A 24,156-nucleotide genomic window follows, 5' to 3' on the forward strand; every position below is an offset into this window, starting at 1 on the left:
TGACACAACTATCGCTGAGTGCGAGGGTGCGAACATGGCGCAATATGACGCGATCGTGGTCGGGGCGGGGCACAACGGATTGGCCGCGGCGGTCCTGCTGCAGAAGGCCGGTCGGCGCACCCTGTGCCTGGACGCCAAGCTCTACGCCGGCGGCATGGCCTCGACCGTCGAACTGTTCGACGGCTACAAGTTCGAGATCGCGGGGTCCGAGCAGTTCCCGACCGCGTTGAAGGTCAGTCAGGAACTCGGCCTCGACGAGGTGCCCAGCGTCGAGCAGGAAGTCATGTCGGTGAACCTGCGCGGCATCGGCGACGAGCCGTTCATCTTCTACGCCGACCCGATGAAACTACTGACGCACGTCAACGAAGTGCACGGGGCCGAGGCGCTGGCCGGCATGGCTGGGCTGATGGCCTGGAGTCAGGCCCCGGCCCGGGCTTTGGGACGATTTGACGCCGGACAGCTGCCCAAGACATACGATGAGATGTACGCCTGCGCCACAAATGAATTCGAGCGTTCGGCGATCACCGACATGCTGTTCGGTTCGGTCACCGACGTCTTGGACCGCTACCTGCCGGACAAGGACAAGCACGGTGCCATGCGTGGCATGATGTCGGTGCTGGCCTGCAATTCGACCTACCGCGGACCGGGCACTCCGGGCAGTGCCGCCGCCTTGGCCTTCGGCCTGGCCGTGCCCACCGAGAACGCCTCGTTGATGCGCAAACTCAAGGGTGGCATCGGTGCGCTCGCGCGCCATCTGGAAGACACCTTCGTCGCGCACGGGGGAGAGGTGCGGCTGCGCAGCGCAGTCTCGACGATCATGGTGGCCGACGGCCGGGTCACCGGGGTGCGGCTGGACGACGGTACGGAAATCGCTGCACCCGTGGTGGTTTCATCCGTCGCGCCGTCGCTGACCGTGGACAAGCTGGTCGGCGCCGCATTGCCGGACGAGATCCGAGCTCGTTACACCCGGGTCGACCACCGCGGCAGCTACCTGCAGATGCACTTCGCGCTCGACGGCATCCCCGAGTTCGCCGAGCCCTACGGGATGCTCAACGACCCCGAATTGCAGTCCACCATAGGCATTTTCAGCACACCCGAGGAATTGCAGCAGCAGTGGGAGGATGCCCGACGCGGCATTGTGCCGGCCGATCCGTCGATCGCCTGGCAGATCCCCTCCGTGCAGGACCCCGAGCTGGCGCCGCCCGGCAAGCACGCGTCGTCGGCCTTCGCGCTCTGGTTCCCCGTCGAAGGCTCGGGTGACTATGGAGCCCAGAAACGAGAGATGGGACAGCGGGTGATCGACAAGATCACCAGACTGGCACCGAATTTCGAGAAGCTGATCCTGCGGCACACCACGTTCACGCCACGGCACATGGGCACCATGTTCGGCGCGCCCGGCGGCGACTTCTGTCATGGCCTGGTGCATCCCGAGCAGATGGGGCCGAATCGGCCGGGGCCGCGCGGTTTCATCGATCAGGAGCTGCCGATCTTGGGGCTCTACCTGGGCAGCGCCGGCTGCCATGGTGGACCCGCGGTCAACTTCATCCCCGGCTACAACGCCGCTCACGCCGTGTTGGGGAGTTGACCGGGGGTATCGGGGTTCGGTCGCCCCAGCCAACCGGTGGGTTAGTCTCGGCAGGCAGTGTTGCCTGAGGAGGCCCTATGACCAGTGCCAGTCGGATTCCCGAGCCCGCCGCATATGCGGGTCCGGAGTGGATGGGCAAGGCCAACTGGCATTCCGTGGTCGAGACCTACCTCATGAAGGCCCTCAAGCCCGCCATGTTTGTCATGACCAAGGTCATGTTGGCCATCAACAGACGATTTCCGCAGGCCCTGCTCAACAGGTCCTATGACGGGCTGGAGCGGTATATCGGCTGGTTGCCCGGTGTACCCGGCACGCGTACCGAGCGGGTGACGCTACCGAACTGCCCGGCGGAATGGGTCTGGAATGAGCGCACCGGGCCGTCCGCCGTCGCTGGAAGCGACAAGTCAGCCGGAGCCGGCCCAGTGGTCATCTACTTCCACGGATCGGCATTCATTTCGCTCGGCATCAACAGCCACCGCCCGCTGGTCAGTCACATTGCGCGCGACAGTGGTGCGCGCGCCCTGAACGTCGGTTACCGGTTGTGTCCGCGCAGCCAGGTTGAGGATGCGATCGCCGACGGCGTCGATGCCTACCGGTATGTGCTTGCACAAGGTGTGACACCGGAGCGCATCGTGCTGGCCGGAGATTCGGCCGGCGGCTTCATCGCGGCGATGACCGCCGTCGCGGTGCGCGACCTGGGAATGACACCGCCCGCGGGTTGTGTGCTGCTCTCGGCGGCCACTGACAGTGATATGGAACCGAAATATCAAGCGGCCCGGCATGTTTCAGATGCCATGTTCCCGGTGAACTTCCTGCGAATGATCAGTGAGGTTTTCCTGCTGCGCAACGGTGCGCGCGGACCGATCCCGTGTCCGGTGGAGTCCGATCTGCACGGCTTGGGTCCGTTCCTGTTGCAAGTGGGTTCGAAGGAGCTGCTGCGGCCCGATTCGGAGCTGATGGCCGAGCGACTCGCTGAGGCGGGAGTGCCGGTGCGATTGCAGATATTCGACCGAGCGGTCCACGTCTTCCAGGCGTTCGCCTTCTCGAACCCCGACGCTAGACGGGCCGTCGGCGAGGTCACCGATTTCATCAAGGTGGTCGTCTGACTCCGTCGAGTGTTGGCACGCGTGCCGGTCCGACGTCTCGTCTCGTCCAAAAGCTCACGTTCGGCCAGGCCGAAGCCCCTCCCAACCACCCGGTTGGGAGGGGCTGTTACGCTACCGGGCAGGGGACCGCCTACTCGTCGGTAGGCAAACCCACAACCCAACCTCAACTGGACCTGGAGCAAACACATGTCCGAAGAAGCCTTCATCTATGAGGCCATTCGCACGCCCCGTGGCAAGCAGCGCGGCGGCGCCCTCAACGAGGTCAAGCCGGTCAATCTGGTCGTCGGCCTCATCGAGGAGATGCGGCGGCGGAATCCCGACCTCGACGAGAACCTGATCAGCGACGTCATCCTGGGTGTCGTCTCCCCGGTCGGCGACCAGGGCGGCGACATCGCCCGCACTGCGGCGCTGGTGGCAAAGCTGCCCGAGACCACCGGCGGCTTCCAGCTCAACCGCTTCTGCGCGTCCGGCCTGGAGGCCGTCAACCTGGCTGCCCAGAAGGTCCGTTCCGGCTGGGACGACCTGGTCTACGCCGGCGGTGTCGAGTCAATGAGCCGCGTCCCGATGGGCTCCGACGGCGGCGCGTGGGCGTCGGACCCGGAGACCAACTACCGCATCGGCTTCGTGCCGCAGGGCATCGGTGCCGACCTGATCGCCACCATCGAGGGCTTCAGCCGCGACGACGTCGACGCCTATGCCGTGCGTAGCCAGGAGAAGGCGGCCGCGGCCTGGTCCGGCGGCTACTTCGCCAAGTCCGTCATCCCGGTCAAGGACCAGAACGGTCTGCTGATCCTGGATCACGACGAGCACATGCGCCCCAGCACCACCATGGAGAGCCTGGCCAAGCTGAAGCCGGCCTTCGAAGGCCTGGCCGCGATGGGTGGCTTCGACGATGTCGCGCTGCAGAAGTACCACTTCGTCGAGAAGAACAACCACGTGCACACCGGCGGCAACAGCTCCGGCATCGTCGACGGAGCCGGCCTGCTGCTGATCGGTAGCGAGGCCGCAGGCAAGTCGCAGGGCCTGACCCCGCGCGCCCGGATCGTGGCCACCGCCACCAGCGGTGCCGACCCGGTCATCATGCTCACCGGCCCGACCCCGGCCACCAAGAAGGTGCTGGACCGTGCCGGCCTGACGGTCGACGACATCGACCTGTTCGAACTGAACGAGGCCTTCGCCTCGGTGGTGCTCAAGTTCCAGAAGGACCTGAACATCCCGGACGAGAAGCTGAACGTCAACGGCGGCGCCATCGCGATGGGTCACCCGCTGGGCGCCACCGGCGCCATGATCACCGGAACCATGGTCGACGAGCTTGAGCGTCGCGGTGCCAAGCGTGCGCTGATCACGCTGTGCATCGGCGGCGGCATGGGCGTGGCCACCATCATCGAGCGCGTCTAGGAGCGAAAGACCATGGCAGAGAACACTATTGCGTGGGACAAGGATGCCGACGGCATCGTCACCCTGACGTTGGACGACCCGACCGGCTCGGCCAACGTGATGAACGAGCACTACAAGGAATCGATGCACTACGCGGTGCAAAACCTTGTGGCCGAGAAGGATTCGATCGCCGGTGTGGTGATCACCAGCGCCAAGAAGACCTTCTTCGCCGGCGGTGACCTCAAGGGCATGATCAACATCGGCCCCGATGACGCCGGTGAAGCCTTCAGCATGGTCGAGGAGATCAAGGCCGACCTGCGCCTGTTGGAAACCCTCGGCGTGCCTGTTGTTGCCGCCATCAACGGCGCCGCCCTCGGCGGTGGCCTGGAGATCGCGCTGGCCTGTCACCACCGCATCGCCGCGGACGTGCGGGGCAGCCAGATCGGCCTGCCCGAGGTCACCCTGGGCCTGCTCCCCGGCGGCGGCGGCGTGGCCCGCACCGTCCGGATGTTCGGCATCCAGAAGGCATACATGGAGGTGCTGAGCCAGGGCACCCGCTTCAACCCCATCAAGGCGAAGGCCACCGGCCTGGTCGACGAACTGGTCGACACCATCGAGGAGCTGATCCCGGCCGCCAAGGCATGGATCAAGGCCAACCCTGAAGGCGGCGTGCAGCCGTGGGATGTCAAGGGCTACAAGATGCCCGGCGGGACCCCGTCGTCCCCGGCGCTGGCGGCCATCCTGCCGTCGTTCCCGGCGCTGCTGCGCAAGCAGCTCAAGGGTGCTCCGATGCCCGCACCGCGGGCCATCCTGGACGCTGCGGTCGAGGGCGCGCAGGTGGACTTCGACACCGCATCGCGCATCGAGAGCCGCTACTTCACCCAGCTGGTCACCGGTCAGGTCGCCAAGAACATGATCCAGGCGTTCTTCCTGGACCTGCAGCACATCAACGGTGGTGGCAGCCGTCCGCAGGGCATCGGCAAGACCCCGATCAACAAGATCGGTGTGCTGGGCGCGGGCATGATGGGCGCCGGCATCGCCTACGTCTCGGCCAAGGCCGGCTACGACGTGGTGCTCAAGGACGTCACCCAGGAAGCCGCCGACCGCGGCAAGAACTACTCCGAGAAGATCGAGGCCAAGGCCGTCGAGCGGGGTCGTACCACCCAGGAGAAGTCCGACGCGTTGCTGGCCAAGATCACCCCGACCGCCGATCCGGCCGACCTGGCCGGCGTCGACTTCGTGATCGAGGCCGTGTTCGAGAACCAGGAACTCAAGCACAAGGTGTTCCAGGAGATCGAGGACATCGTCGAGCCGAACGCGGTGCTCGGCTCGAACACCTCCACCCTGCCGATCACCGGGCTGGCTTCCGGCGTGAAGCGCCAGGAGGACTTCATCGGTGTCCACTTCTTCTCGCCGGTCGACAAGATGCCGCTGGTCGAGATCATCCGGGGCGAGAAGACCTCCGATGACGCCCTGGCCCGGGTGTTCGACTACGTGCTGGCCATCAAGAAGACCCCGATCGTCGTCAACGACAGCCGCGGCTTCTTCACCTCGCGCGTGATCGGCACTTTCGTGCAGGAGGCCATCGCGATGCTGGGCGAGGGCATCGCCCCGGCGTCGATCGAGCAGGCGGGTTCGCAGGCCGGTTACCCGGCGGCTCCGCTGCAGCTGTCGGACGAGCTGAACCTGGAGCTCATGCACAAGATCGCGGTGGCCTCGAAGAAGGGCATCGAGGATGGCGGCGGCACCTATGTGGCGCACCCGGGTGAGGTTGTGGTCGAGAAGATGCTCGAGCTGGGCCGCTCCGGTCGGTTGAACGGCGCGGGCTTCTACGAGTACGTCGACGGCAAGCGCGGCGCGTTGTGGCCGGGTCTGACGGAGGCCTTCAACTCGGGTTCGGCGTCAATTCCGTTGCAGGACATGATCGATCGCATGCTGTTCGCCGAGGCTCTGGAAACCCAGAAGTGCCTCGACGAGGGCGTGCTGACGTCCACCGCGGACGCCAACATCGGCTCGATCATGGGCATCGGCTACCCGCCGTACACCGGTGGCTCGGCGCAGTACATCGTCGGCTACCAGGGCGCACTCGGGGTCGGCAAGGCCGCGTTCGTGGCCCGCGCCAAGGAACTGGCCGCCAAGTACGGCGACCGCTTCCTGCCGCCGGCCTCGCTGGAGTCCTGAGCACAAAACGTCAAAAGCCCCCGGCGAGAGTCGGGGGCTTTTGCGTCTGCTGGGCAGATCACCGAGCGGGGTTCGTGTAAACCCGGGTTGGGGAGATCAGCACGGCGGTCCGGCGCTCTTCGCGCATCACCCGGTCGTAGGTATCCCAGTCGTCGTGGGTACCACCGGCCGCGGTAAAGATCTTGCGCAGCAGCAGCCGCAATGTTTCGGGATCGGTGCTCGAGTCGGAAGGACCGATGATCTCTGCGGTTCCCTCGACCGTCACCCAGTGCCAGCCGGAGTGGGCGACGACGGAGGTCCGGGGATCGGCCTGGAGATTGCGCAGCTTGCGTGCGGCACCGATGGCGACGAGGGCGACCACCGGTTCACCGGTTCGCGGGTGTGCCATCACGCCGGCATTCACCACCGAGGACTGGATGCTGCCGTCACCTCGCAGGGTGTTCAGCACGCACAGCCCGTGATCGAGTGCCGACAGCTCGGCGAAGGCGGAAACGTCAGTCACGCTGAAAACGCTACGCCTGATCAGTCGAAGGTCACCACGATCTTGTCGGCAGCACCTGGTGTCGACGCCCTCACCAGCGCTTCGTCCACGCGGTCGAACGGGATGGTGTGGCTGACGATGCGCGCATATTTCTGCCAATTGGCGACGAGATCGGTTGTTACCTCGAAGATTTCGTCGGGGTAGCCCATCGATCCGAGGATCGTGATCTCGTTGCTCATCAAGGACAGGAAGTCGACCGGCACGGGCTCTTTGTGGACGGCCACGACGCCGAGGGTGGCGCCCTTCTTGGCCAGGCTCACCGCGGTCTGGATTACCGCTGGGACGCCCGCGGCGTCGAGGTAGATATCGGTGTCGGCCTTACCGGGAAACATGGCTGCGCCGGTTCCGTGTAACTGGACGAGTCGCTCGGCAAGGTTCTCTTCGGCCGAATTGATGACGGCGTCCGCCCCGACGTCCAGCGCGGTGGCCAGTCGCGACGGGAGCAGGTCGGCGACCACTACATGTTGCACACCAAGGGATTTCAATGCCAACGTCGCGCCGAGGCCGATCGGGCCCGCGCCGAAGATGAGTACCTTGTCGCTGAGTCTGGGCCGGCACCGGCTTACCGCGTGCCGGGCGACCGCCATGGGTTCGTTGAGCGCCGCGACCGCGAAGGGGATGTGGTCGGGGATCACTTCCAGATGGGTCCCGCGCACGGCATCGGTGATGAGTAGATACTCGGCCAGCGCGCCCCTGCCGCCACCGTTCCCGATGATGTCGGTCGGCGTGGCCATCGGATCGATGACGACGTGGTCGCCGACCTTGAGCCCCACGACCTGATCGCCCACCGCGACGAGCTCGCCGGCCGGCTCGTGCCCCAGGGGCATCCGGCCATGATGCGGCGGTAGCCCGCCGATGGCGATGTAGAGCGCGTCGCTGCCGCAGATGCCGCAGGCGCGGATCTTCACCAGCACATCGCTGGGCCCGACGTCGGGCCGGTCCGCCTCGACGACGCCGGTCGTCCCGGGCCCGGTCACCATCGCCACCTTCATGCATTCGCTCCCTGCAGTCGGTCTTCGATTCGTCGGGCGGCGACGCAGACCCGCGCGCCGAGGTCATCCACCTGGGCGGCGGTCAGCGCGGCGAACGGCGCTGCGCTCACCGACATGGTCACCAGGCCGTCGGCGTCCCGGATGGGCGCGGCGATGGTGGCGATGGGGTGCAGGCCGGACTCATCGAATTCGCTTGGCAGATAATCGATCAGGGTGAGGTCGGCGAAAGACCAAGCCAGGCGTCGAGTGATGTCGTCGGGTTCGCCCTCGACCGCCAGGGCGCGCAGCGCTGAGTAAACCCGCACGTATTCCGGGCTCAGTCGCTCGATCACGTATCCGCGCCGACGTGCCTCGTGCAGGGTCGCGGTTAGTCGCTTACGGAGTTGGGTTGCCGGTTGGCCCGGGGTGCCCAGCCAGCCTTGTTGGGTCGACTCGGCGGCCCATGCCACGTAGTCGCGGCCGAAGGGCGCCACCAGCGGGATCCGGAATCCCGCTCCGATCCGTGGGGCGGTGAGCGATTCGCCGACTGCGTCGACGATCTGCAGGGAGGTGCCGTCCCGGCGAGCCAGAAGTACCAGTGTGCCAACCGATTCGGACAGTTCGGACAGCACGGGCCGAAACGCGCGATTGTTCGCCGGTCGTCCCAGCGTCGCCACGGCCGGCCCGCACGAATAGCCCGCGCTCGCCTCATCGCGCAGAACCCATTGGTGCATGGCGAGGGTGGTCAGGATGGCGTGCCCGGTGGCCCGGCTGATGTCGAGCCGGCGGGAAATATCGGCGAGGGAGAAGGCCCGGTCGGGCTCGGCCGCCAGCAGTTGCATCACGGCGACCACGCGCTCGGTGGGCGGTGACGGCACTTGACTGACCGTGTCTTGCCGGTCTACCTTCGGCGTCATACTTTCGAACGGTACGTCGAATATTCGACATGAACAAGTGCGCGAATCGGAGAGTGATCGATGGGTATCGCTTCGGACGTCATCGAATTCGACGATCTGACTGCGCCGCGGCTCACCGAGGCGCAACGGCAGATCTTGGAGTACACCGAGGCCAAACACGTCGACCTGGGCATCGAGACGATGCTGACCGAAGCGGTTGTGCAAGCCGGGGTGGACGACCTGGCCGACACCGACGGCTTCGGCGACCGGCTGGCCGCGCACGTCGCGGCGATCGAGGCCGACGAGGGTCTCACCCAGCTGTCCAGAATGACATTGCGCAGCAGGGTGATTCGATTGTTGCGCAATCGGTTGTCGCTGACCGATCTGATCAAGGCCCACCCCGAGATCGAATCGATCCCGATCGAGAAACCGTTCATCGTGGTCGGAATGCCGCGGTCGGGTACCACGCATCTGGTGAACCTGATCGCCGCCGATCCGCGCCGGCGCGCGCTGCCCTATTGGGAGAGCCAGGAGCCGATTCCCGCTCGAGGCCAGGGCCCCGACATTCACGGCGTCGACCCGCGCTACACCCGCGCCAAATCGGAACACGAGGCGCTGATGGCCACCACCCCGATCGTGGCGGCCATGCACGACAGATATCCCGAGGCGATCGAAGAAGAGGTCGAGATCCTCGACCTGGACCTGGCCTCCTATGTCGTGGAATGGCATGCGCGCGTGCCTGGTTGGCGTGATTACTACCTGGGACTCGACCAGACTCGCCACTACGCCTACCTGAAGAAAGTGCTACAGGCGTTGACCTTCCTGCGCGGCCCGCGCACCTGGGTGCTCAAGAGCCCTCAGCACTGTGAGCAGCTGGGTCCGCTGATCGCGACGTTCCCTGACGCCACAGTGGCATTCACTCACCGCGACCCAGTTGCGGTGATCCAATCGGCGATCACCATGATCGCCTACTCCGACCGGATCCGCCGCACCAGCATCGACCCCGACTGGCTGGTCGCGTATTGGAGTGACCGCGTGCACCGGCTGCTCAGCGCGTGCGTCCGCGACCGCGAACTGGTGCCCGCCGAACGCAGCATCGACATCGGCTTCCATCACTTGGGCGGCAACGAAATGCCGCTGCTGGAAGAGCTCTACGCGCGCGGCGGCGTGGAGCTGACGTCCAAGGCGCGCAAGCATTTCCAGCAGTACCTGGCCGGCAATCCCCGGGGCAAACACGGCAGTATCCGCTATGACCTGCAAGGCCATTTCGGTGTCTCGCCGGAGGACTTGCGGAGCCGGTTCGATTTCTACCTCGACCGGTTCGACGTCCGGGCAGAGTGAGGGAGCCAGATGTCCGAACCGATCTACCGCAGCCGGCCCGGCGCCGACGCCATGGCGCCCGCCGCCGCCGAAGCCGCCGAGCAGCTGGCCCCGGGTCTGTGGTGCTCGCCGGGCCTGTCGAACTCCTACCTGCTGACCACCGACGACGGCCGGGTGATCGTGAACACCGGCATGGGCTTCGAAGGCCCGGTGCACCGGGCCAACTTCGACGCCGTCGACTCCTCGCCGGTGCGCTACATCATCTTCACTCAGGGGCATGTGGATCACGTCGGTGGTCTGGACAGCGTGCGCGACCCCGAAACAAAGGTTGTCGCACAGTCGAGTTGGACCACGTGGCGCGACGACAACGACCGTCTCATCCCATACCGCGCCAGTCGTAGCGCCTTCGCTTTCAGCGACAAGCTGGCCACCGGAGTCCGGGCGATCCAACAACGGCTCGGTACCAAGCAGCTGGCCGGCCAAAGCACGCCCGCCGTCGACATCGACTTCGACGACACCCTGACCCTGGAGGTCGGCGGGCGCCGGCTGGAGCTGATCTCGGTGCCGGGCGGCGAGACCACGGACTCACTGGTGATCTGGTTGCCCGAGGAACGAATCTGTCTGTGCGGAAACACCTTCGGGCCGGTTTTCGGCCACATCCCCAACCTCGTGACCATGCGCGGCGACCGGTATCGCGACGCATTGACCGCTATCGCCTCGGTCGAGCGGGTCCGCGACCTGCAGCCCGAACTCCTGGTGACGGGCCACTTCGGCCCGATCGCCGGGGCGCAGCGCATCGACGCCGAACTCACCCGGCTGCGCAATGCGATCCAGTACATCCATGACGAGACTGTCGCCGGGATGAACGCCGGCAAGGACGTGCGCACGTTGATGCGTGAGATCACGCTGCCCGCCGAGTACGACGTCGGCCAGGGCTACGGAAAAGTGGCCTGGGATGTGCGGGCGGTCTGGGAGAACTACTCGGGCTGGTTTCACCACCGGTCGACCACCGAGCTGTATCCGGTCGGACTCGATGCCGTCGCCACCGACATCGTCGAACTGGCCGGCGCCGACGCCGTGGTGGACCGGGCCCGGATGCACCTCGGTGCGGGCCGGCCGTTGCACGCCATTCAGCTGGCCGAGCTGGTCGGCCAGGACCACCCGGGCGCGCGTGACGTGCTGCGTCGAGCCCATGAAGAGCTGCTGGCCGGCAGCACGAACTTCTGGGAAAGCGCCTGGCTCAGAAACATTCTCAGTCAACTGACAGTGAGGGAGCAATGACAGCTCGAGTCACCTTCGACTTCACCGGGACCGCCGTACTGATCACCGGGGGTACCAGTGGCATCGGCCACGCCACCGCGACGCTGTTCCGGGACGCGGACGCCGAGGTCACCGTCACCGGAACCAAACCCGATGCGGCAGACTACGACACCGACCTGTCGGGGATGTCCTACCGGCAGTTGCAGATCACCGATACCGATTCGGTGGAAGCCCTGGCCCGCGATTACGACCGACTCGATGTGCTGGTCAACAACGCCGGAGCGAATTTCCCTGGCGGCCTTGATGAATCACAGCCCGACGGCTTCGACGCGTCGGTGGCGCTGAACCTGACCGCGCCGTACCGGCTGACGGTCGGCCTGTACCGGGCGTTGAAGGCGTCGACCGCTACGGGCGGTGCCAGCGTCGTCAACCTGGCGTCCATGTCTGCGCTGCGGGCGGTTCCGCTGGTACCCGGCTACGGCGCCGCGAAGGCCGGGATCATCTGCGTCACCCGCAATCTCGCGGTCAAGTGGGCCGACAAGGGTATTCGGGTCAACGCGGTGGCGCCCGGCGTGATCGACACTCCGATGACCGCCCCGATGCAATTCGCCCAATCGCTGGTGGATGCAGAGTTGGCACATATTCCGTTGCGGCGCTTCGGATCCGTCACAGAGATCGCGCCCGCGATAGCGTTCCTGTGCACCGAGCACAGCGCCTACACCTCAGGTGCGGTGCTCGTCGTCGACGGCGCTTCGGATTGCGTGTAAGCCATGCTACTGACCGTACTGCGATTCAATTTTGCCTCCCCGCAAGGAGATCCACGTACCCAGAGTCGGCTGCTGTCCGCTGCGCTTGAGCTGGCGCAGTGGGGCGAATCCCGGGGGATCACCTCGGTGAGCGTCGACGAACACCACGCGACCGGGCACGGCTGGAGCTGCAACCCGATCATGGCTGCATCGATGTTCCTGGCGCGGACCTCGACGCTGATCGCCAGCGTGGACTGCGCGCTCGGTCCGCTGTGGAACCCGGTACGGCTGGCCGAGGACATCGCCCTGGTGGACAACATGAGCCGCGGCCGGCTGTACACCACGGTCGGCCTGGGCTACCGCGAAATCGAATATGACTCGCTCGGCGTGGATTTCGGCCGCCGGGGCGAGCTGATGGACGACCTGGTGACTCGCATGCTGGCGATCTGGGCCGACATCGGAACCTGGACCCGGCCGCATCCGCCGCTGTTCATCGGCGGCGGAGTGCGGGCCACGGCGCGGCGCGCGGCACATTTCGGGCTGCCACTGAGCCTGGTCGACTACCTGCCGGACATCGCCGACCACTACCGCGAGCTATGCGCACAGAAGGGCGTCACCCCGGCCGTCCTCATGCCCGGTCCGGTCAATCGCGGCATGATCTATCTGCACGAGGACCCCGAGCAGGCCTGGGCCGAGCTGGGCGAGCACATTCTGTGGGAGGCGGTCACCTACGGCGGCTGGTCGGTCCGCCAGCGCTCGCTCATGCACCTGCCCGGCGTCAGCACGCTCGATGAGGTGAAAGCGTCTGGGCGGTACCGCATTCTGACGCCTGAGCAACTCATCGCCGAGATCCGCGACGCGGATCAGTACGGGCCGCTGGTCATGCACCCGCTGGTCGGCGCAATGCCAGTCGAAGCGGCCTGGAAGTCCGTCGAGCTGCTGACCGATCGCGTGCTGCCGGCGCTGGCATAGGAGGTTGCACATGGCATCTGTTGACCGCATCCGGAATGTTGTCGCACGGTACGTCGAACTGCTTGCGGCGCACGAACCCGACAAGATTGTCGACCTGTTCGCCGAGAACGCCACCATCGAAGATCCCGTCGGCACCGAACTCAAGACCAGCCGTCAATCCATGGTCGACTTCTACGCGGTCCTTGCGTCGATGGAAGAGATCAGTGTCGAATTTCTCTGGTCCAAAGTCGCTGCCGACACCGCGGTATTCGCGTTCAAGCTCCGCGCCGGTACTGGCGCCTACGGTTACGAGCTCAGTCCGGTCGACATCATGACTTTCGACGACGACGCGAAAATTGTCAGCTTGCGTGCCGTCTGGGACCCAGCCGCCGATATCACCACCATCAATCGGTGACGTCGGTGACGAAGTGTGCCCGGCAGTCAGCTCTGCCGTGCGAACAGGTAATACCGAGCCGGGTTGCGCCCGTTGTGGTCCAGTGCGGATTCTTCGCCGCTGGACAGCAGTGACCACCCGATGGCGAAGCGCCGCTGCACCTCCGCCGGATCGATACCGGGCACCCCGAAAGAGCCGCCGGGAATGAATGCCACGATCAGCATCCGCGCGTCGGGGGCGGCCACCGCCGTCACTTCGCGCACGTACGCGTCGCGGTCGTCCGCGCTCATCCCGTGCAGACAGCCGTTGTCGATGATCAGGGTGAAACCCGTGCCGATGTCCTCGGCAGTCAACCGGGTGGCGTCGGCACGTGAGAAGCGCACCGCAACCTGCTGAGTCGCGGCTTTGGCGGTGGCTTTCGCGACCGCGGTCGCAACGAAATCCACGCCGGTGACATCCCAGCCGTGTCTGGCCAGATACAGCGAGCTGTCCCCGGTGCCGCAGCCGATATCCAGGGCGGCACCGGGTTGCAGCGCCGAGTCACCCTCGATCAGGCCGCGCAGGCTGGTGGCCAGTGGATGGCCGTCCCACGGCGTGAACCCGAGACGATAGAAGACCCGGAACAGCCCATGCCGCGAGGACATGGCCTCAGAGCGCCCCTAGATCCGACGACAACCAGTGCTTCGGCTCGACAGTGATCTTGACGCTGGCGCCGTGCTCACGCTTGGAGAACTCGACGTAGGCCGCGGCCTTCTCCGCACCCAGGTAGCGTTCGGCCATCTCGACCAGTTGTTCGTCGGTGCCGGGTTCGATGCTGAGTATCGGACCGTCGACCGCGACGTAGCGGACTGTCGGCTCCAGTCGCTCGGCCATGATGGACAGGTGCCCGGCCGCCTCGATCAGCTTGTGTTTGCGGGAGCCGGGACCGGTCAGCAGCCACAGCTTGCCTCCGGGCGTGTACTGGTACCAGACCGGTACGGTCAGCGGCCCACGGTCTGATCCTGCGTTGACCGACAGGGCCCCGATGTGTGGTTCGGCCAGAAATTGTTCGCGTTCATCCTTGGAAAGCGCCATGAATCCAACCTAGCGAAAATCACCGACACGGTCGCGGCTTCAGCCCCACCGAACGGGGTCGGTTGACTATCCGGATGTTCGAGTCACGCCGAATCGGCCGGCATACCCGGCGCGAGGGCGATCGGCGGTGCGACTGTCGTGGTTGCTGTGGATTGGAAATGTTCGATCGTTTCGAGTGCGCCCGGCAGGCCTAGCGCAATGACGGCGTGGGCCTTGAATGCATATGCGGCAGAACTCAATTGGTGATGCACCATAGCCGCGGCTGTGGTCGGGCGTGGCCTGTGGTCACCGGCGGGCCAGGTCAGGATCTGGCTGTGGTGCCCGCGGGCCACCTGGAGTCTGCGGCGCATAGGCTCGCTATCGGTGTGGTAGTTGGTGGGTATGACCATCACGGTGGGCGCGGGCCAATCGTCGATCGACAGTTCGTCGTCGATCGTCACCACGTGCACGCCTAGGATGGCCAACGGTCGCAGGTCGCATTCCGGCGGAACGATGGCGATCACGGTCCAGCCCAGTGCGGCGCGGTCGAACATGAAGCCGCCGGCGCGGCGGACGGTGTCATCTACGTCGGACACAAGCACTTCCATCCGGTAGTGCAGACAGGCAGCCGCGCCAATTCGGGTGTTACGAGAGTCTTTTTTGGATCGTTTCACTGTTGGGCCCCTTCGTTGGCCGGCCTAGGTGAGTTCCCGGATCAGTTCGTTGGTGCCGAGGTCCCGGATTGCGCGACAACCGCGCGCGAGCATCGTCAGCACCATCGCATCGCCGCGGTCGGTGGTGGCGGCAAACGCGTAGCCGAAAGTGGTGAGCAGCGGCACTTGCAGCATTCCGATTCGATAGTCGCTCCAGCATTGCGCCGCTGTGTAGTCCCTGACGCCGATGTCCCGCAGACGCCGGTGGTACGCGTCGACCAGCTCTGACTCGGTTTGAGTACGCAGGTCTGCGTCCATGCTGGTCCCGAGGAAGTAGGCGAGGTCGCGGGCCGGCAATCCCACGGTGATGGTCTGCCAGTCGACAACGGTCACAGCCGCTCGCTCGGGGTGGAACAGCAGATTGTCGAGCCGGTAGTCGCCGTGCAGCAGGCAGAACCGATCGGGGTTGATGCCGAGCCACTGTTCGACCAGATGCGCCGACTCGATCAGCGTTGATCGATCCTGGATGGTGATGCGGTCGCCCAGGCCGGCCAGGGTGGCATCGAGGGCGCTGTGGGCGAGTTGCCCCATGCCGCGAGCGATGTCGAGGTCTGCCTTGGGCATGGTGACCCCGTCGAAAGTCAGCCATGCCGGGTCACACCAACGAGGTCCGTGCAGTCCGGCGAGCGCTTCAACGGCCAACTGCGCCTCGGCCGGGGTGCAGCCACGGATCTGATCGCCTTGCGTGGCCGGAGACAAATCCGCCATCAACAGGACGAATTCGGAACCGTCAGAGGAGGTTTCGCAGTAGTAGACCGCTGGCACCGGCGCTCTGACCGTGCTGGCGGCGCGGGTGTAGAAGGCGTGCTCGGCCCGATAGCCGAGTGCCACCCGGTCGCGGACGTCGCGGTCTTGCGACGGCAACTTCATGATCAGTGTCCGGGGCAGGCCCGATGGCCGTGAGTAGACAGGCGTGATGCGATACGTGGCGCCGGTCTGCCCGGTACCGACAGCCTCCACACAGATCGACCCGACGTCGGTGCCCAGTACCGATCCCAGCCAAGCGGCCGTCAGGTCGCCGGGGCCCGTGGGAAGTGGCAGTGGCACAACGGGTTTGTGTTCGGGGTGGGCCGATTGGATCATGACGCACTGTTCTTTCGTTGTGAGCGCGAACGGCCGTTGCCGACATCCGCGACGCCGGCGGCCCGCTGCTTCTGTGTGCGCACCTGGGCTATGCCCTGCAGAAGCCAACTGACGGTGGTGGCGAACACGCGCGGGTCGTCCCACTGCCCGGGGGCAGCCACGTCAGAAAGGGTCATGCTCAAGGTGACGTGGGTCAGGATGCCCACCGCTCGCACTGCCTGGCCGTGGCTGAATCCGCATCGCTGCAGCGCTTCGATCAACTGAACGGCGTAGTCGACGATGACACCGCGGTCAGCGGTGGTCATCAACTTGCACAGGTCGGGGTGGTCCAACAACGCCGAACGCAGCGCCATGCACCACGACTCAGCGGCCTCCTGCCACTCACACTCTGCGCAGAACGCCAGCTCCAGTTGGCTGAAAGCCCGCGCGACTACACCTCGGATCAGCACGTCATGGGCGCCGACCTGTTGGTACAAGGTCTTGTTCGAACAGCGAAGGCGCCCTGCAAGATTGCGGATCGTCAACCCCTCGGCGCCTTCTTCGGACAGCACCCGCAACGCCTCGTCGAAGATCTCTTCGGCACTCAACAACGGCTTCGGCAACGCGTGGCAGCCCTCTCCCTCGGACACCGCATCAACCTCTTACGAACGTGAGGAAACGGTGTTATCTTTCCTTGGGAAACGAGGTTATCTTAACTGCGCGACGCCGACAAGGGGCGCAATGCATCATCGCCATCAACACCCGGAGGGACGGACCGTCGCCATGCGATCAATCCACCAGCACCACGCCGCAACCAGATCCGCCCCGCGCTGCGGACAAGGGCAGCGTCGATGACCGCCGTGCACGAAGAACTGGGGTTCTATCTGCTCGGCGGCGCCGCCAACGAGGGGCCAGCGGCCCTGATCCACCAGGCTCAGCGGGGCGAACAACTCGGCTTCGGAACCGCGTTCATCTCCGAACGGTGGAACGTCAAAGAAGCGTCATCACTGGTTGGCGCGGCGTGCGCCGTTACTGATCGGATGAACATCGCCACTGGTGCCACCAACTGCAATACTCGCCATCCACTGATCACCGCGTCCTGGGCAACCACCATGCACCGCCTGTCCGGCGGCCGATTCACTCTCGGCGTCGGCCGCGGCGTTGCGGCAATGTACTCGGCGTTCAGCATCCCCGAGGTCACCACCGCCCACCTCCGCGACTGGGCCCAAGTGATGCGCCGGTTGTGGCGCGGCGAGGTCATCGTCGGCCACGACGGTCCGATCGGCCAGTATCCACTGCTGTTCTTGGACAACGACTTCGATGAAGACATCAACCTGGGGTTGGTTGCCTTCGGCCCCAAGACCCTCGCCCTCGGTGGTTCCGTCTTCGACGACGTCATCCTGCATACCTACTTTCCGCCCGCAACATTGCAGCGCTGCGTTGCAACCGTCAAAAGGGCGGCGGAGCAAGCGGGCCGCGACCCCGACACTGTTCGCGTGTGGTCATGCCTGGCCACTGTCGGCGACCACCTGCCCGAAGATCTGCGACTGCGCAAAACCGCTGGCCGCCTGGCGGGCTACCTGCAGGGGTACGGCGATTTGCTGGTCCAGATCAATGACTGGGATCCCGCTGTCCTGCAGCGCTTCCGCAACGACCCGGTGGTCACCTCCATCGCCGGCGCCATCGACGGCAAAGCCAGCGACGACCAACTCGAACACATCGCGACGCTGCTCCCCGATGAATGGTTATCGGAAGCAGCGACAGGTGACCCGAGCCAATGCGTCACCCGCATCCGCCAAGAACTCTCCTACGGTGCCGATCGGGTCATTCTGCACGGCTCCACTCCCGATGAACTTCAACCGATCGTCGCCGAGTACGGCGCGGCCAAGATACGTCAATAGCCAGGACTGATGGACGTAGGGCTGCCCGCCGTCACTTCAGGTCAATCCGGCAGCGGCATGGTGTCGTACAGCCGGACGCCCTTCGGGTTGAGCCGGGCCAACGATTGCGTCAGGCTCGTCGGAAGCAGCGACACCGACCGTGCTGCAGCGACCAAAACCTTTGTTCCCCAATGTGATCGGGGAACGATGGTCTTTGCATTCACACTGGCCATCTTGCGGCTGCCGGCCACCGGCGCAGCCATGGTTCGTTCGTAGTTGGCGAATGCAGCCGGGTAATCATCACCGGTCCTGGCTATTTCCACCGCCAGCACGTAGGCGCCGTAGACCGCCAAGCTGGTGCTGCCGCCCACTGCCGGTCCCGGGCAGTACCCGGCGTCGCCGACCAACGTCACCCGGCCGCGCGACCAGCTACTCATCTGAAGCTGGGTGATGGCATCGAAGTAGAACGCGGGCGTTTGGTCGACCTCCTGCAACCAGCGGTCGACTTCTGGTGCCAGACCAGCGAAAGCCGAGCGCAGTTGGCGTTGCTGCCGTGCAACGTCACGGTGGTCGTAGTCGAGTGCCTGCCGGGGACGGAACATGTATACCGCGCGGGCATCGTCAAGGTGGTCGGCTGTATAGACCATGGCTACCTGCCCTGGAGCGACGTAGCCGGCCATCTGGCGTTCGTAGGCAAGGGATTTCGGCACGGAAACCACCGATAGATAGCCGCCGAGGAAGCGTTCCGGAACGTGCTCGCCAAAGGTCAACCGACGAACCCCGGAGTGCAGGCCATCGGCGCCCACCACCAGGTCGAAGCGCTCGGGAGTGCCGTGCTGGAACGTCACCTCACCGTCGTCGGAAATGGCAGTGATCTGGTCGCCGAACCGGAACTCGGCTACGTTGCGGGCGACGTCGTAGTAGGCCTCGGACAGGTCGTCGCGCATGATCTCGACATGTCGGTCGGACATCGCCGCTATCAGCTTGACGTAGTCGATGTGTGTGGGACGGCTCGATGGCGGACGGTTGATGGTCAGCAACGTGGTGCCGGTGGCGTGCGCCTCGATGCGGTCCAGGACGCCCATGCGTTCGGAGATTTCCATCGCTGGCCGGAACAGGTCGACGGCGTGGCCGCCGGTTTTGCGCAGCGCGGGCGCGCGTTCGACGACGGTGACGTCGAATCCGTTACGGCCCAGCCAGTATGCCAGTACTGGGCCTGCGATGCTGGCCCCGGAGATGAGCACTTTCATAGGTTTCTCCTTGCTTACTTAACGGTCGGTAAGTGCGCGCTCGTTGAGCTTACCGCCCGTTGAGTAAGTTATGTTGGCCAGGTGACCAGGCCCGTGTCCGAGACTCGGCTGCGCATCCAGAACGCGGCGCGTGAGTTGTTCACCCAGAAGGGTGTGCAGCGCACCAGCCTGCAGGACATCGCCGACCGGTTGGGTATCACCAAACCCGCTCTCTACTACCACTTCACCTCGCGTGAAGATCTGGTGCGCAGCATTCTGCAGCCATTGATCGACGAGGGAGAGGAGTTCGTGGCGGCCCAGGAAGGGCTGCGTGGGTCGGCCCGGGCCACGCCCCGCGAACTACTCCAGGGGTACTTCGACTTTCACTACCGGCACCGGGCCGACCTGTTCCTGATCGTGGCGGAGTTGACCACCCTGGCCGATCTGGGGCTGATCGACCTCATGCTGGCTTGGCGGGACCGGCTGGGGAAGCTGGTCTTCGGGCGGCGGCCCACGCTGGAGCAGTCCACCCGCGCGGTCATCGCCTTCGGCGGTCTGCAGGACTGCTGCCTGCAATTCCCGGACGCGCCCCACGACGCACTGCGCCGGGCCACCGTGGACGGCGCGATCGCCGCATTGGGTGTGTCCGACTGAATCAGGCAACAGCTGCGAGCGGCTGCACCGGGCTGGCGGCCGGGTTCGCCGCGAGCATGCCCAGGATGTCCTGCCAGACCCCGTAATTCACCACGATGCCCACGTGACCGGCGATGAATCCCGGATCCTGTTGCTGAACAATCACATTGGTGACGTTGGGGCCGTTGAGCGCCTGCTGGGTGTACGGCGTCACCACTTCGTCGTTCATCGAGGTGATGGTGTCGTAGATGACGCCCGGACGGGTATCGCCATTGCCGTACACCTGCTGCACCATCGACGAGCCCAAGGCTTGCTCCAGCCATGCGGCACCACCCTGGGCCACCAGGCCTTTCAGCAGCGTCCCGAGGATCGGGATCGACAGCAGGGCCGTCAATCCGGAGACCGTGGTGCCGTGATTACTCGGCGCGATGCCGATGAACTGCGACACCTTGGACGCTCCGCCGAGGTTGTTCAGGTAGTACTCGGGCGTGATGCCGCCGCCCTGCGAGTGCCCGATCAGGATCACCTGCGAGGCACCGGTTTCGGCGAGCACCTTGTTGACCTCGTCGGACAGTTGTTGGGCGGATTTTGCGATGTCACCGATGGCTTGAATCGGGAAATTCGGATTGCTGGTGTTGTTGCCGTAATTGAACGTGAAGACCTTGTAGCCCGCGTCGGCCAAGGCCGGCGCCCCGACGCCCCAGTTCGCGTCCTGGGTGGCGGAGGTGCCGTTGATCAGGATGATCGGCAACGGATGCGCCGCGGTGACGGTGATCGACGGGTCGTTGGCGCCGGGCGGCGAGACCCACGGCGTCAGAAAGCCCAGGGCGTTGAAGACGCCGTAGTTCACGGCGAACGGCCCCGTGCTGGTGGCGTTCAACGGGGTGCCGTCGAGGATCTTGCTGACATCGCCGGCGACGGTGGCCACCGCATTCAACGCGTTGTACGGCAGACCCCACAGCAGATTGCGCCCGACATTGTGGGCGGCCAGGGCTGCGATGTTGTTGACCAGCGAAGCGACCACCACGCCGGCATCGGACCCCAAGCCGACCATCTGGCGGGTGAACTGGGTGAGCTGCCAGACATCGGTGGACAAGGTCGAACTCAGATGCGCCGCGGTCCCGGCCAGCGCCGCCCCCACGGTGTTGATCACCGAGTTGACCAGGTATCCGGGGCTCAGTTGGGTCGCCACAGTGGACTTGCGCTGTACCTCTTCACCGAGAGCGGCCAGGGTCGCGCTGTCCGGCACCAGCGGGGCCGACGGCGTGGATGGCGCGCGGGGAGAGCTCGCGGTGGTCACCGCGCTGATCGGGGTCGCGGCCACCGCGGCCTTCGGCGACTTGGTCACCAGGGGTGCGGGCGACGTCGCTGCGACGGCCTCGGTCTTGCCGGGTGCCTTGGCCGTGGCGGTCGGCTTCGTCGGAGCGGCGGTGCTCGTCGCCGGCTTCGTGGTCAGTTGCGGATCTGCCTTGGGAGCCGCGGCGGTCGGCTTGGCCGCAGGCGCGTCGGCTGCGGTGGCGTCGGGTGCAGTGGTTTTGGTGCGGTGGTGCGACGGGGCCGGTTTGGCCGGGTCATGCGTTGCGGAGTGTCCGGACGATCCCTTGCCGCCACCCTCGGCCCAGGCCACCCCGTCGGCCACCTCGAGCATCATCCATGCGGTCAGCACAACTGCCACCACGAGCAACCACACCCGCAGTGGGTGCACGCCGCGCACTGCCATCCCCCCAGAACCCACCCGATCAAACCTCTCAACCGGGCGGTTTGAGACTCGGACCGCCGTCGACCGATTCAGCTGGAGCTGTCGAATGGTCACCGATCTCGGCCACAGCCCCGTGATGGGTACGATTATTGGATATTCGAACCATGCGGCGAGCTGAAATGACAAGGTCGGCCTGACGCGGTCGCCCGCACTGTCACAGCAAGTACTACGGAGGGCACGTTTGCAGACCCCGTCAGGGAAACGGCCATGAACATCCCCTTGGTCGGGCCACTCACGCTTTCCGGATTCTCCACCGCATGGTTCTTTCTGTACTTCCTCGTGGTGGTCGGTGCGCTCGCCGGCTATCTGCTGCTGCGCCGGGCCCGGCGCAAGCGGGTACTGCGATTCGCCAACACCGAACTGCTGGAGCGGGTGGCTGCAGCCCGACCACGCAAGGAATCGCGATGGCGGAACCTGCCGATCGTGCTGCTGGTGTTGTCGCTCGTCCTGCTCACCACGGCAATGGCCGGCCCCACCCACGATGTGAAGATCCCCCGGAACCGGGCCGTCGTCATGCTGGTCATCGACGTGTCCGAATCGATGATCGCCACCGACGTCGCGCCGAGCCGTATCGAAGCCGCCAAGAGTGCCGGGCAACAGTTCGTCAGCGGGCTGACCGAGGGCATCAGCGTGGGACTGGTCGAGTTCGCCGCCAGCGCCACCATGCTGGTCGCCCCGACCAGCGATCATGACGCCGTCAAGCGCGCCATCAGCACGCTCGAGCCGGCGCCGCGCACCGCTACCGGTGAGGGCATCTTCACCGCGCTTCAGGCGATCGCGACGCTCGATGCGGTGATGGGCGGTGGGCCCGGTCCGCCGCCGGCCCGGATCGTGCTGATGTCGGACGGCAAGGAGACGGTGCCCGCCGACCCGAATGACCCACGTGGTGCGTTGACCGCGGCGCGCGCCGCCAAGGATCAGGGCGTCGAGATCTCGACCATTGCGTTCGGTACCCCGTCGGGCATCATCAACTACGAGGGCCAAGAGGTCCCGGTGCCGCCGGACCCGGACATCCTGCAGAAGATCAGCAAGATCACCGGTGGCCAGTCGTTCAAGGCCGAAAGCCTCGACGAGCTGAGCGGCATCTACGCCAACCTGCAACAGCAGATCGGCTACCAGGTGATCCGGGGTGATGCCAGCGCGAGCTGGACCCGCATCGGATTCTTCGTGCTGGTGTGTGCCCTGTTCGCCGGGGTGATGATCAACAACCGACTGCCTGGCTGAGAAATGATCCGGCGGTGTCTCACAGTGGGGGTGACGGCGTTGCTGGTGGCCGGTTGCTCTCACGACCAGTCGGGTCAGGCGGAAAAGGCCCAGGCTGCACCGCAATCGGCTGCCGTCGACCTTAATCTTCTTGGCAGCGGCAACTTTCCGATCAAGCCGGTGCCGACACTGGGTTCCGCCGGCTCGGGAGCACAGGGCGCGATGATCGATGCTCGTCGGATGGCGGACAGCGTGGTGGGTCCATGGGAGGTCGACCCGACCATGGTGGTGCCGACCGGTGCGCGGGCGATGGTGGTGCCCGATCCCGCCGCCTTGGCTGACGTCCTGCCGGCTGCGGTGGCCGCTGCTGCCCTGCCCTACAACCTGATCTACGGCTTCACTTCGGACCGGCAGAATTCCACGCAGGGCCGGTTGATGAATACCGTGTTGCGATTCGACAATCCTGCGGCTGCCGTTGCCGCCGCCGCCGACATGTCCGCTGCGGCAACGGCTGAGGCGCCCACCGTCAACCATCCGGCACCGATCCCCGGCCACCCGGACGCCCGGGCGACGACGTTCACCTACAACCTGGACACCGACGGCAATCCGCCGGTGACCCTGTACTCGTTCACCCCGCACGGAACGTATGTGCTTGTCCAACTTGCCCATTCGGAGACATTGGATTCGGCGGCCGCCCTGGTCCGACGAACGTTGGACGCCCAACAGCCCCGTATCGACCAATTTGTGCCCGCCGACCCGGCGAACTTCCCGACGTTGCCGGTCGATCCATCGGGGTTGTTGGCGCACACCATGTCGGCGCCGACCTACCCGGATCCTCCGGGCGCCAAGCCTTATGACCCGAAGATCGGGATCTATCTGCCGCACGCCGCGTTGCACTTTCAGGATTCGCCGATCGACGCCCAGGCCGCCTTCGCCGCTGCCGGTATGAGCGAGATGACGTTCAACCAGACCATCATCTATCGGACGCGCGATGCCGCGTCGGCGACGAAACTGGTCGACGCCCTGTCGGACATCGCACTGCGCACCGAGCCGTCGGCGCATCCGGCGAACGCCGTGGACTTCCTGCCCGGCAGCCGGTGCGTGCAGTCCGAACACAGCGCGGCCGCGGACGAATCGAACTACTTCTGCTTCGCGGCGCTGAACGAACTCACCATCGCGGTACACGACCCGGATCCCACCGGAGCCCGGCAGGAGACCGCGGCGCAGTACAAGATGCTGCTGGCCAAATAGCGCGCTGCGAGTTGGCCGCGTGTTCACCCGCGGCCCCGCGGTGAC

At 65.5% G+C, this 24,156-nt stretch carries 23 protein-coding genes; 13 read left to right on the forward strand and 10 right to left on the reverse strand.

What is annotated here, in order from left to right; genetic code table 11:
- Nucleotides 1-34 precede the first annotated feature (34 nt).
- From ABIA30_RS15715 to ABIA30_RS15730, 4 genes are all read left to right on the forward strand, one after another.
- Nucleotides 35-1,585, forward strand: a complete 1,551-nt coding sequence (locus ABIA30_RS15715) for a phytoene desaturase family protein (RefSeq protein WP_370066900.1) — start codon at nucleotides 35-37, stop codon at nucleotides 1,583-1,585.
- A gap of 77 nt (nucleotides 1,586-1,662) precedes the next feature.
- Entirely contained in the window at nucleotides 1,663-2,691 is a 1,029-nt protein-coding gene (locus tag ABIA30_RS15720) for an alpha/beta hydrolase (protein WP_370066902.1), read from the forward strand.
- 186 nt (nucleotides 2,692-2,877) lie between these two features.
- The gene (locus tag ABIA30_RS15725) at nucleotides 2,878-4,089 is read left to right on the forward strand and encodes an acetyl-CoA C-acetyltransferase (RefSeq protein ID WP_370066904.1); all 1,212 of its coding nucleotides are present in this window, start codon (nucleotides 2,878-2,880) and stop codon (nucleotides 4,087-4,089) included.
- A 12-nt stretch (nucleotides 4,090-4,101) separates the two neighbouring features.
- Nucleotides 4,102-6,249, forward strand: a complete 2,148-nt coding sequence (locus tag ABIA30_RS15730) for a 3-hydroxyacyl-CoA dehydrogenase NAD-binding domain-containing protein (RefSeq protein WP_370066905.1) — start codon at nucleotides 4,102-4,104, stop codon at nucleotides 6,247-6,249.
- Between the two features lie 58 nt (nucleotides 6,250-6,307).
- On the opposite strand, the gene ABIA30_RS15735 is transcribed toward ABIA30_RS15730, so the two are convergent.
- The 3 genes from ABIA30_RS15735 to ABIA30_RS15745 are packed head-to-tail and all read right to left on the reverse strand — an operon-like array spanning nucleotide 6,308 to nucleotide 8,678.
- A complete protein-coding gene (locus ABIA30_RS15735; protein WP_370066907.1) occupies nucleotides 6,308-6,751 on the reverse strand; it encodes a TIGR03618 family F420-dependent PPOX class oxidoreductase in 444 nt (147 codons plus the stop codon).
- A 20-nt stretch (nucleotides 6,752-6,771) separates the two neighbouring features.
- Nucleotides 6,772-7,782: a zinc-binding dehydrogenase gene (locus tag ABIA30_RS15740; protein ID WP_370066909.1), complete on the reverse strand. Its 1,011-nt coding sequence runs from the start codon at nucleotides 7,780-7,782 to the stop codon at nucleotides 6,772-6,774.
- On the reverse strand, nucleotides 7,779-8,678 hold the full coding sequence (locus ABIA30_RS15745; RefSeq protein WP_370066911.1) for a helix-turn-helix domain-containing protein: 900 nt from the start codon (nucleotides 8,676-8,678) through the stop codon (nucleotides 7,779-7,781). Before ABIA30_RS15745 ends, ABIA30_RS15740 begins: the two co-directional genes overlap by 4 nt.
- A gap of 60 nt (nucleotides 8,679-8,738) precedes the next feature.
- Between ABIA30_RS15745 and ABIA30_RS15750 the strand changes: the two genes are divergently transcribed.
- Genes ABIA30_RS15750 through ABIA30_RS15770 form a run of 5 tightly spaced genes read left to right on the forward strand, consistent with a single transcriptional unit; the run spans nucleotide 8,739 to nucleotide 13,349 of the window.
- A complete protein-coding gene (locus ABIA30_RS15750; protein ID WP_370066913.1) occupies nucleotides 8,739-9,998 on the forward strand; it encodes a sulfotransferase in 1,260 nt (419 codons plus the stop codon).
- A 9-nt stretch (nucleotides 9,999-10,007) separates the two neighbouring features.
- A complete protein-coding gene (locus ABIA30_RS15755) occupies nucleotides 10,008-11,258 on the forward strand; it encodes an MBL fold metallo-hydrolase (RefSeq protein ID WP_370066915.1) in 1,251 nt (416 codons plus the stop codon).
- Nucleotides 11,255-12,004: an SDR family NAD(P)-dependent oxidoreductase gene (locus ABIA30_RS15760; protein WP_370066917.1), complete on the forward strand. Its 750-nt coding sequence runs from the start codon at nucleotides 11,255-11,257 to the stop codon at nucleotides 12,002-12,004. The genes ABIA30_RS15755 and ABIA30_RS15760 overlap by 4 nt, the downstream gene beginning before the upstream one ends.
- Before the next feature lie 3 nt (nucleotides 12,005-12,007).
- Nucleotides 12,008-12,955: an LLM class flavin-dependent oxidoreductase gene (locus tag ABIA30_RS15765; protein WP_370066919.1), complete on the forward strand. Its 948-nt coding sequence runs from the start codon at nucleotides 12,008-12,010 to the stop codon at nucleotides 12,953-12,955.
- Between the two features lie 10 nt (nucleotides 12,956-12,965).
- Complete coding sequence (locus ABIA30_RS15770) at nucleotides 12,966-13,349, forward strand: nuclear transport factor 2 family protein (protein WP_370066921.1); 384 nt, start codon at nucleotides 12,966-12,968, stop codon at nucleotides 13,347-13,349.
- Nucleotides 13,350-13,375: 26 nt separating this feature from the next.
- Here ABIA30_RS15770 and ABIA30_RS15775 read toward each other — a convergent pair whose 3' ends face one another.
- The 5 genes from ABIA30_RS15775 to ABIA30_RS15795 all read right to left on the reverse strand — a co-directional run bounded on the left by ABIA30_RS15775 (nucleotide 13,376) and on the right by ABIA30_RS15795 (nucleotide 16,806).
- Nucleotides 13,376-13,972 (reverse strand): class I SAM-dependent methyltransferase, encoded by a 597-nt coding sequence (locus ABIA30_RS15775; protein WP_370066923.1) that lies wholly within the window; start codon nucleotides 13,970-13,972, stop codon nucleotides 13,376-13,378.
- Between the two features lie 4 nt (nucleotides 13,973-13,976).
- The gene (locus tag ABIA30_RS15780) at nucleotides 13,977-14,402 is read right to left on the reverse strand and encodes a pyridoxamine 5'-phosphate oxidase family protein (protein WP_370066925.1); all 426 of its coding nucleotides are present in this window, start codon (nucleotides 14,400-14,402) and stop codon (nucleotides 13,977-13,979) included.
- An 83-nt stretch (nucleotides 14,403-14,485) separates the two neighbouring features.
- Nucleotides 14,486-14,977 carry a hypothetical protein gene (locus ABIA30_RS15785; RefSeq protein WP_370066927.1) on the reverse strand — a complete coding sequence of 164 codons (492 nt, stop codon included), beginning with the start codon at nucleotides 14,975-14,977 and terminating at the stop codon, nucleotides 14,486-14,488.
- A 102-nt stretch (nucleotides 14,978-15,079) separates the two neighbouring features.
- The gene (locus ABIA30_RS15790; RefSeq protein WP_370066929.1) at nucleotides 15,080-16,177 is read right to left on the reverse strand and encodes a phosphotransferase family protein; all 1,098 of its coding nucleotides are present in this window, start codon (nucleotides 16,175-16,177) and stop codon (nucleotides 15,080-15,082) included.
- Complete coding sequence (locus ABIA30_RS15795) at nucleotides 16,174-16,806, reverse strand: TetR/AcrR family transcriptional regulator C-terminal domain-containing protein (RefSeq protein ID WP_370066931.1); 633 nt, start codon at nucleotides 16,804-16,806, stop codon at nucleotides 16,174-16,176. The genes ABIA30_RS15790 and ABIA30_RS15795 overlap by 4 nt, the downstream gene beginning before the upstream one ends.
- A gap of 201 nt (nucleotides 16,807-17,007) precedes the next feature.
- Between ABIA30_RS15795 and ABIA30_RS15800 the strand changes: the two genes are divergently transcribed.
- A complete protein-coding gene (locus ABIA30_RS15800; protein ID WP_370066933.1) occupies nucleotides 17,008-18,057 on the forward strand; it encodes a TIGR03857 family LLM class F420-dependent oxidoreductase in 1,050 nt (349 codons plus the stop codon).
- Between the two features lie 41 nt (nucleotides 18,058-18,098).
- Here ABIA30_RS15800 and ABIA30_RS15805 read toward each other — a convergent pair whose 3' ends face one another.
- A complete protein-coding gene (locus ABIA30_RS15805) occupies nucleotides 18,099-19,286 on the reverse strand; it encodes an FAD-dependent monooxygenase (protein ID WP_370066935.1) in 1,188 nt (395 codons plus the stop codon).
- An 81-nt stretch (nucleotides 19,287-19,367) separates the two neighbouring features.
- On the opposite strand from ABIA30_RS15805, the gene ABIA30_RS15810 reads away from it, so the two are divergent.
- Nucleotides 19,368-19,919 (forward strand): TetR/AcrR family transcriptional regulator, encoded by a 552-nt coding sequence (locus ABIA30_RS15810; RefSeq protein WP_370066937.1) that lies wholly within the window; start codon nucleotides 19,368-19,370, stop codon nucleotides 19,917-19,919.
- A 1-nt stretch (nucleotide 19,920) separates the two neighbouring features.
- On the opposite strand, the gene ABIA30_RS15815 is transcribed toward ABIA30_RS15810, so the two are convergent.
- Nucleotides 19,921-21,633: an alpha/beta fold hydrolase gene (locus ABIA30_RS15815; protein WP_370066939.1), complete on the reverse strand. Its 1,713-nt coding sequence runs from the start codon at nucleotides 21,631-21,633 to the stop codon at nucleotides 19,921-19,923.
- Nucleotides 21,634-21,864: 231 nt separating this feature from the next.
- Here ABIA30_RS15815 and ABIA30_RS15820 point away from each other — a divergent pair, with 231 nt between their 5' ends.
- Nucleotides 21,865-22,881: a VWA domain-containing protein gene (locus ABIA30_RS15820; protein WP_370066941.1), complete on the forward strand. Its 1,017-nt coding sequence runs from the start codon at nucleotides 21,865-21,867 to the stop codon at nucleotides 22,879-22,881.
- A gap of 24 nt (nucleotides 22,882-22,905) precedes the next feature.
- On the forward strand, nucleotides 22,906-24,111 hold the full coding sequence (locus ABIA30_RS15825; RefSeq protein ID WP_370066943.1) for a hypothetical protein: 1,206 nt from the start codon (nucleotides 22,906-22,908) through the stop codon (nucleotides 24,109-24,111).
- Nucleotides 24,112-24,156 lie beyond the last annotated feature (45 nt).

It is taken from the genome of Mycobacterium sp. MAA66 (genome assembly GCF_041261665.1).
GTDB lineage: Bacteria > Actinomycetota > Actinomycetes > Mycobacteriales > Mycobacteriaceae > Mycobacterium.